The organism is Streptomyces sp. 8L (assembly GCF_020176795.1).
Taxonomy (GTDB): domain Bacteria; phylum Actinomycetota; class Actinomycetes; order Streptomycetales; family Streptomycetaceae; genus Streptomyces.
Genome location: NZ_JAIUKE010000497.1, coordinates 1 through 8,256 on the forward strand (window position 1 = coordinate 1; position 8,256 = coordinate 8,256).

General features: G+C 72.5%; 6 protein-coding genes and 1 pseudogene. 2 read left to right on the forward strand and 5 right to left on the reverse strand.

The window, feature by feature from the left end:
• The 4 genes and pseudogenes from LCE31_RS32360 to ssd form a co-directional block, all read right to left on the reverse strand.
• Positions 1-259 (reverse strand): annotated as a pseudogene (locus LCE31_RS32360) (type II secretion system F family protein); the annotation flags it as partial.
• On the reverse strand, positions 256-1,119 hold the full coding sequence (locus tag LCE31_RS32365; RefSeq protein ID WP_308042339.1) for a type II secretion system F family protein: 864 nt from the start codon (positions 1,117-1,119) through the stop codon (positions 256-258). The pseudogene LCE31_RS32360 and the gene LCE31_RS32365, both read right to left, overlap by 4 nt.
• A 5-nt stretch (positions 1,120-1,124) precedes the next feature.
• The gene (locus tag LCE31_RS32370; RefSeq protein ID WP_225020772.1) at positions 1,125-2,303 is read right to left on the reverse strand and encodes a TadA family conjugal transfer-associated ATPase; all 1,179 of its coding nucleotides are present in this window, start codon (positions 2,301-2,303) and stop codon (positions 1,125-1,127) included.
• Complete coding sequence (gene ssd, locus LCE31_RS32375; protein ID WP_225020774.1) at positions 2,300-3,505, reverse strand: septum site-determining protein Ssd; 1,206 nt, start codon at positions 3,503-3,505, stop codon at positions 2,300-2,302. The genes LCE31_RS32370 and ssd overlap by 4 nt, the downstream gene beginning before the upstream one ends.
• Positions 3,506-4,042: 537 nt before the next feature.
• Between ssd and LCE31_RS32380 the strand changes: the two genes are divergently transcribed.
• Positions 4,043-4,888, forward strand: coding sequence for an HAD family hydrolase (locus LCE31_RS32380; RefSeq protein ID WP_225020776.1), 846 nt, complete (start codon positions 4,043-4,045; stop codon positions 4,886-4,888).
• 720 nt (positions 4,889-5,608) lie between these two features.
• On the opposite strand, the gene LCE31_RS32385 is transcribed toward LCE31_RS32380, so the two are convergent.
• A complete protein-coding gene (locus LCE31_RS32385) occupies positions 5,609-6,547 on the reverse strand; it encodes an oxidoreductase (protein ID WP_225020778.1) in 939 nt (312 codons plus the stop codon).
• Positions 6,548-6,649: 102 nt separating this feature from the next.
• Here LCE31_RS32385 and LCE31_RS32390 point away from each other — a divergent pair, with 102 nt between their 5' ends.
• Positions 6,650-7,636 carry a nucleotide-binding protein gene (locus LCE31_RS32390; RefSeq protein WP_225020780.1) on the forward strand — a complete coding sequence of 329 codons (987 nt, stop codon included), beginning with the start codon at positions 6,650-6,652 and terminating at the stop codon, positions 7,634-7,636.
• Positions 7,637-8,256 lie beyond the last annotated feature (620 nt).

The window sequence follows — 8,256 nt, forward strand, 5'->3', positions numbered from 1 at the left end:
CCCCGGCCCCGAGCGCCCCGCCGACCAGGAACCAGACCACGAGGAACGCGGCGAGCACCGGACCCCATCGGCGCGCCCACCCGCCGAGCACAGCGCGGGAGCCCGCACGCCCGCGAGTACGCTCCGTCGCGAGCAGCGCCGCAGTGCGCCCGCGTGCCGCTCGCTCGCCGCGCCGCTCGGCCCACACCTGGACCAGGCACCCGATCGTGGCCAGCAGCGAGACCGCCGTCCACAGCCTGTGGACAAACATTCCACTCATGCCGCCTCCGCAGCTTTGACGATCCGGCCGGCCCACCACAGTCCCGTCGCCTCCAGCAGGGCGCCGACCGCGAGGCAGGTGAGCCCGGCCGGGGTGTGCAGCAGGACCCGCAAAGGGTGGGCGCCCATCGCGGCACCGAGCGCCAGGCCGACCAAGGGCAGCAGCGCGAGCACCCCGACCGTCGACCACGCGCCCGCCAACTGGGCTCGCAGCGACAGCCGTTGCTCACTTTCGGCCCGTAGCGCGTCTTCCAGGCGGTCGAGGCCCGCGGCCAGCCCCGCGCCGCCGTCCACCGCCACCTGCCAGCAGGCCGCGAGCCCCACCAGACCGTCCGCACCCGGCGCCCGCGCGGCCCGTCGCAGTGCACCGGGCGCGTCGCCACCGAACCGTACGGCTGCCACCACAGGGCCCTCATCGCCACCGAGGCCGCCGGTCGCCACCGCGGCGTCCGTCAGCGCTCGCGCCGGCTGTGCGCCCGCCCTCAACTCGCCCGCCGTCGTGCCGCACAGCGCGACCACCGCGTCCCCGCGCCGCTCGGCCGCCCTGCGCCGCGCGCGAGCCCCCAGCCTGCGGCGTACGAGGGGTACCGCGCACACCCCCGCCACGAGGGGCAGCACCGACGCGCCCGCCACCGCGACCAGCACGGCGGCCGGCAGGCACAGCCACTCCCTGCCCAACGCGCCGGCCCCGCGCCGCAACCACCCCGTGGCCCGCTCCAGAGCCGGTGCGGCCGGCCCGGACCCGCCGGGGAACCCGGCGCTCAACGCCCTCGCCCGGCGACGTGATCGCCCGGCCCCCGCGAGCCACACCGCGCAGCCCGCGCACAGCGCCGCCGCCCACGCGCACTGCGCCGCCGACACCGCCGTCACAGCGCACCACCGATCAGCGCGGTCAGACGGGCGCATCCGTGCTCCCGGACGAAGCCACCGGGTGCCCAGCGCAGCGCGGGCACCGGCACCACAAAGCCGGCCGGGTCCCGCTCCAGCACACACACCTCGGCCACCCGCCGCCGACCCGTCCTGTCGCGTACCAGATGAAGCACGACGGAGACGGCGGCCGCCAACTGACTGTGCAGAGCGGCCCGGTCGAGGCCGGCCGCCGTACCCAGCGCCTCCAGGCGCGCCGGCACGTCGGCCGCCGCGTTCGCATGCACCGTGCCGCAACCGCCGTCGTGTCCGGTGTTCAACGCCGCCAGCAGATCTGTCACTTCGGCCCCACGCACCTCACCGACCACCAGACGGTCCGGCCGCATCCGCAGTGCCTGCCGCACCAGATCCTTCAACGTCACCTCCCCCGCCCCCTCTTGGTTCGCCGGACGGGATTCGAGCCTCACCACATGCGGATGGTCGGGCCGCAGCTCGGCCGAGTCCTCCGTGAGCACGATCCGCTCGCGCACCCCGACCAGGCCGAGGAGCGTGGACAGCAACGTCGTCTTGCCCGTCCCCGTACCGCCGCTGATCAGGAACGACAGCTTCGCCTCCAGCAGCGCGCGCAGCACCGCCTCTCCGCCGGGCGGCAGCGTGCCTGCCGCCGCCAGCTCCGCGAGGGAGAACGCCTTGGGACGCACCACGCGCAGTGAGAGATACGCCGATCCGACCGCGACGGGCGGCAGCACCGCATGCATGCGGGTCCCGTCCGGCAGCCGCGCGTCCACCCACGGGCGCGCGTCGTCGAGGCGCCTGCCCGCGACGGCGGACAGCCGCTGGGCGAGCCGCCGGACGGAGGCCGCGTCCGGAAACACCACGTCCGTGAGTTCCAGGCCGCTTCCTCGGTCCACCCAGACCCGGTCCGGCGCCGCGACCAGCACGTCGGTCACGGCGCTGTCCGCGAGCAGTGCTTCCAGCGGGCCCGTACCGACCAGTTCGTTCCGCAACTCCTCTGCCGTGCCGAGCACTTCGGCGTCCCCCAGGAGCCTGCCCTGCGCCCGCAGGGCCGCCGCCACCCGTGCGGGCGTCGGATCGGCGCGGCTCTCCGCGAGCCGCCTTCGCACCGCGTCGAGCAGGGCCGCGCCGCGCTCCTCCGGCTCCCCCGCAGTACGCCTCATGACCGAGCACCCCTCTCCTGACGCAGGTCCTGGCGAAGATCCGGCCGCATGTCCTGGCGAAGGCCAGGCGCCATGTCCTGGCGAAGTGCGCGCTCCCAGAACTCCGCGCAGAACACGGCGAGCGGCCCGCGGGCCCGCGAACCCGGAGGTTCGCCCCTGTCCAGCAGCTCCGACAGGCCGGGCTCCGGCGGCAGTTCACCCACGAGCGACAGGTCCAGCGCCTCGGCGATCCACGTCTCGTCCAGCCCTGCCGCACAAGGCCCCCGGACCACGGCACGCAGGTCCCGAAGCACCATGCGGACCATGGACGCCACCCGCTCCGCGGCGGCGACCGCCCGCAACTCGGCGGGCACCACCAGCAGTCCGACGTCCAGCTGTGCGAGCGCCTCCGCCACCGGCTCGTCGATCCGGCGCGGCAGATCCACGACGACCACACCGCCCCGCCTGCGGGCGGCCGCCAGCACCGACCTCATGGCGTCGGGGCCCACGGTCACGGCTTCGCCGCGATCCCAGCTGAGCACGCTCAGATCGTGCAGCCGGGGCAGCGCCTCCTCCAGCGCCGTGCCCGCGACACGGCCCTTGGAGGCGGCGAAGTCGGGCCAGCGTCTGCCCTCCGCGCGCTCTCCGCCGAGCAGCACGTCGAGCCCGCCGCCCAGCGGGTCCGCGTCCACGAGTGTCGTCCGCCGGCCCGCCCGCGCGGCCGTGACCGCCAAGGCGCATGCGAGGGTTGACGCGCCGGCGCCGCCCCGGCCTCCGATCACACCGACAGTGACCGCGAGCTCGCCGGCGCCCTCCGCCGCGTCGGCCAGCCGATCCGCGAGCCACCCCTCCGCCTCCGGCAGGCGCAGCACACACTCGGCTCCGATCTCCACCGCCCACTGCCACACCGCCGGGTCGTCCTGCTCCCGCCCGACGAGCATCACGCCCGGCCTGCGGGCTGCCCCCCGGCACCGCGCAGCCGCGTCGTCACCGACGAGCACCAGCGGCGCGCGCTCCCAACTTCCCCTGTCGTCAGGGAGCTTGTGGTGCACTTCCGGGTCGGCTCCGGCCGCGGCGCAGAGCCGCAGCACATCGTCGAGCAGATCCACGTCCTCCGTGATGACCAACGGTCGCGCTCCGCGGCCCGCCGGTCTCCGTACTCCCTCCCGCGACGCCGCCTCCGACGCCTTGCGCGACCGCCCCGATCCCATGGACCCGGCCATGTCCTCGCCCCCTGTCCGTATCTCCGTACACACCCGTACGCATCCGCGCACATGCCGATCGCTCGATCTCCGGACGTGGTGCCTGCCGAGCACACCCGATAGATCCGGTATCAGCGATTCCGGCTTCTGCGGACTTCGCAGCCGGAATCAGGCTGCCCGGTCGCGGGAAAACGTGGGGATCTTGCTCGGAAACTGTGGACAACTCCGCGAATGTGAATAACTCCGTAGCTCAAATCGGTGACATTCGCCGAGCGCGCCGCTGCTACGCATCGTGACGGCCGAAGCCGGGAAAGAACCGGTTCGGACGAAGTCCGGCAACCGGGTTCGGAAAGGTGGCACACCGTGGAAGCAGAGGGACGCAATCGGGGCCGGACATGCGACGACCCCCGCCGGGGGGGAGAGCGGGGGTCGTCCCCACGGCCGACTCGGGGGGGGAGGAGCCGGACCGGGTTAGACACGGTCGCGAACGATCCGTGACTTCCATGGTGTACCCGAGAGCCTTCCCGAGCAAACCCACACGCCGCGCCCTTACGCCGAATGGTGGGCGCATATGCTCGGGGCGTGGAAAACGACTACTTGCCACGTACAGCAGCGTTCTTCGACCTGGACAAGACGGTCATTGCGAAGTCGTCGACGTTGACCTTCGGCCGGTCCTTCTACCACGGCGGTCTGATCAACCGCCGCGCTGTACTGCGGACCGCGTACGCGCAGTTCGTCTTCCTTGCCGGGCGCGCCGATCACGATCAGATGGAACGCATGCGGCAGTACCTCTCCTCGCTCTGCAAGGGCTGGAACGTCCAGCAGGTCAAGGAGATCGTCGCCGAGGCCCTGCACGATCTGATCGACCCGATCATCTACGACGAGGCCGCCTCGCTCATCGAGGACCACCACGCCGCCGGCCGCGACGTAGTGATCGTCTCCACCTCCGGAGCCGAAGTGGTCGAGCCCATCGGGGAGTTGCTGGGTGCGGACCGCGTGGTGGCGACGCGGATGGTGGTCGGTGACGACGGCTGCTTCACCGGCGAGGTGGAGTACTACGCCTACGGACCGACGAAGGCCGAGGCCGTTCGCGCGCTCGCCGGGTCGGAGGGCTACGACCTGACGCGCTGTTACGCCTACAGCGACTCCGTCACGGACGTGCCGATGCTGGAATCGGTCGGCCACCCCTTCGCGGTCAACCCCGACCGCGCGCTGCGACGCGAGGCCACCGCCCGCGAGTGGCCCGTCCTCGTCTTCAACAAGCCGGTCCGGCTCAGGCAGCGGCTCCCCGCGTTCGCCATGCCCGCAAGGCCCGGGGTGGCGGCGGCGGTCGCGGTGGGCGCGGCGGTGGCGACCGCGGGACTGGTCTGGTACGCGGCGAACCGCAGGCGCGTCCGCGCGTGAGGCCGTGAGGCCGTCGTGCCGTCGCGCGCGCACCGCGCGGGGAGCCCGCTTGCCGGACCAAGCACCGCGTCGCGTCGCCCCGCGTCGAACGGCGGCATCCGTTCGAGATTGCGATGGCACGAAGCTCGTGAGGAAGCGGTCGGCAGCGGTGCGGACCGCACACCGTTTGTCCTTATTTGAAGCTAAAAGTAAAGAACGATGAGGGCGGGTTCCGTCCCAGCGCCCCCAGGAGTACAAAGGAATCACGGCCCGCGAGACCCAGGACATCCGAGAGGATCACCTCACACACGCACAGGCCACACGGACCGAGCACGCAACCGGGCACCCACGCGACGTCGACCCGTCGATTACGGGCCAGCCGCACCAGGCCACGGGCGAAGTACCCGACCTGATGGGCACATATTCGAGGACGCTTGGTAACCCGGCGACCGTGCCAGCGGCGGCGCCTCCACGGTGCCGCCGCATTTTTCGCTCGCGCGGAGCCCGCATCGCCACGCTTCTCGCGCCACGCGGAGCCTCCATCGCCATGCTTCTCGCGCCGCCGAATTCCGCATCGCCGCACTTCTCGCGCCGCGCGGATTTCGATCGCCGCATGTCTCGCGCCGATCGGATTCGCGCCGGAACGCGGGCCTCCACACTGCGACGCCGGCCACCGCGCCGGAAGTGCCGCCACGTCGCCCGAAAACGGGCCTCCACGCCGCCGACGACGAGCGGCAGCCGTCAGGCCGCTCCGCGCTGGAGCGCCTCGCAGACCGCCGTCGACTCCCGTACGCCCAGTTCGACCGCGCGCCCGCAGTGGGCGATCCACGCGGCCATGCCGTCCGGTGTGCCCGAGAGGTAGCCCTCGAAGGCCGCGGCGTACGCGGCCCTGCCCAGTTCGGCGTGGCCGACCTCGGCGGGGCAGATCGACTTCGGGTCGAGGCCGCTGTTGATCAGCACGATCCGCTCGGCCGCCCGTGCCACCACTCCGTTGTACGAACCGAAGGGGCGCAGCGCCAGCAGTTCGCCGTGCACGACCGCCGCAGTCACCAGCGCGGGCGCGTCGCTCGGCGCGAGGACCAGCTCGGTCAGCGCGTTGAGCCGCCCGGCCACTTCCTCGGGACCAGGCAGCGGCGCCTCGGTCAACGGCCCTGCCGCCTCGCAGCCCGGCGCCTCGTCGACCGACTCGCCCGCCAGCCGGGGCCGGCCGGTCCGCTCGTCCCCCGCACTCGCCCCACCCGCCGCGACCAGGTGCAGCCGGGCGAGCACCCGGGTCGGCGACTGCCGCCACACGGACAGAAGTTGACCGGCCTCCGCGGTCACGCGCAGCGCCGCGCCGACCGCGCGGGCCTGCGCCTCCGCGCTGAAGTCGGTGCGCCGCCTCAGTTCTTCGAGCGCCCAGTCCGCGCCGGACAGCGCGGCGGAGCCGCGGGCCGCGCGGAGGGCGGCCTCGGAGGCGACCTCCGTACTGCGCCGCCGCATCACCCGGTGCCCGTACACGCGGTCGACCGCCTTGCGTACGGACTCCACGGCGTCGGGCACACCCGGCAGCGAGGCGAGGGCCGCGAGCGGATCATCCCGGCGGCGGGGAGCGGCCCCGGCGCCGCCCGAAGCGCCGGCGGGGCCGCCGGCGGACGGATGCGATGTGTCGGCAGAAGCGTCGGAGGCGGACCTACTCATAGGGAGCGAGGCTACGCGCCTGTGGCGCACCGCCCACCGCGGAGTGGGGTTCTTCACGGAAGTTGGCGACGCCACGCAGCGAATCGACTACGCTACGTGAACATGAAGATCGCTTTCGTGGGCAAGGGCGGCAGCGGCAAGACCACGCTGTCCTCGCTCTTCATCCGCAGCCTCGCAGCGGACGGGACACCCGTCGTCGCCGTCGACGCCGACATCAACCAGCACCTGGGCGCCGCGCTCGGCCTGACCGAGGCGGAGGCGGCCGCGCTTCCCGCCATGGGCGCGCACCTCCCCCTGATCAAGGACTATGTACGGGGGAGCAATCCGCGCATCGCGTCCGCCGAGGCGATGATCAAGACGACCCCGCCCGGCGAGGGTTCACGGCTGCTGCGCGTCGTGGAGGACAACCCGGTCTACGACGCCTGTGCCCGCACGGTGGCACTGGACGGCGCGGAGATCCGGCTGATGGCGACGGGCCCCTTCACGGAGGCCGATCTCGGTGTCGCCTGCTACCACTCCAAGGTCGGTGCGGTCGAACTCTGCCTCAACCACCTGGTGGACGGCCCTGACGAGTACGTCGTGGTGGACATGACGGCCGGCTCGGACTCGTTCGCGTCCGGGATGTTCACGCGTTTCGACATGACGTTCCTGGTGGCGGAACCCACCCGCAAAGGCGTCTCCGTCTATCGGCAGTACAAGGAATACGCACGCGATTTCGGGGTCGCACTGAGGGTCGTGGGAAACAAGGTGCAGGACGAGTCCGATGTGGCGTTCCTGCGCGACGAGGTCGGCGACGACCTGCTCGTCACGCTCGCCCACTCGGACTGGGTGCGCGCCATGGAGAAGGGCCGGCCCGCCCCGTTCGGGCAGCTGGAGCCGGCCAACCGGGCGGCTCTGGACACGATCAAGGCCGCGGCGCTGCGGTCGTACGAGCTCCGCGACTGGGCCCGGTACACCCGGCAGATGGTGCACTTCCACCTGAAGAACGCGGAGAGCTGGGGCAACGCCAAGACCGGCAGCGACCTGGCGTCGCAGGTGGACCCGGCGTTCGTCCTCGGCGAGACGGCGGCCGCGCCGCAGGCGGGCTGACCGAGGAGGCCCGCGAGGTCCCGGGGCCCCGGGACCCTGGCCGCGACCCCGGCGAGCCCGACAATCCGGCGATCCCGGCCCAGGACGCGGCCCCGCCCCGGAGCCGGCCCGGGGCCCGGCAGGCCCCTTGTTGACGCATTTCTTTCCTGCGACACCGCAGCGGTACCTCGGTAGCGCCACGCCGCGCACCCCGGCAGCACCCCGAGAGCATCTCGGCACGCCCCGGCGGCGCGCACCCCGGCAACCCCTCGGCGCACACGCCCCGCCAGCGTCCGAGCCTGCACCGGGCCTGCGCCTCGACGGCCCCTCAGGAGCGTCATCGAAAGTAATTCCGTAGATCGAGGATATGAAATTAACATTCACTACCAAGGGTGAATAGTTGCCCCGTTTGCCCGTGAAGGCATGACATGGACTTTACCGATAATTACGATCCATTTACCAAGCCTTGAATCACGGATCGCTCCCGCCGCTGCACGTCGTGACTCACGGCCGTCGGACCACATTCCGCGACCGCGCCACCCCAGAGGAGACGGGAACTCATGTCTGCACGCGCACCCGCCGGCCCTCCCTCCGGCCCCGCCGCCCGCACGACCGCAGCCACCGCGTCATGACCACGCCGG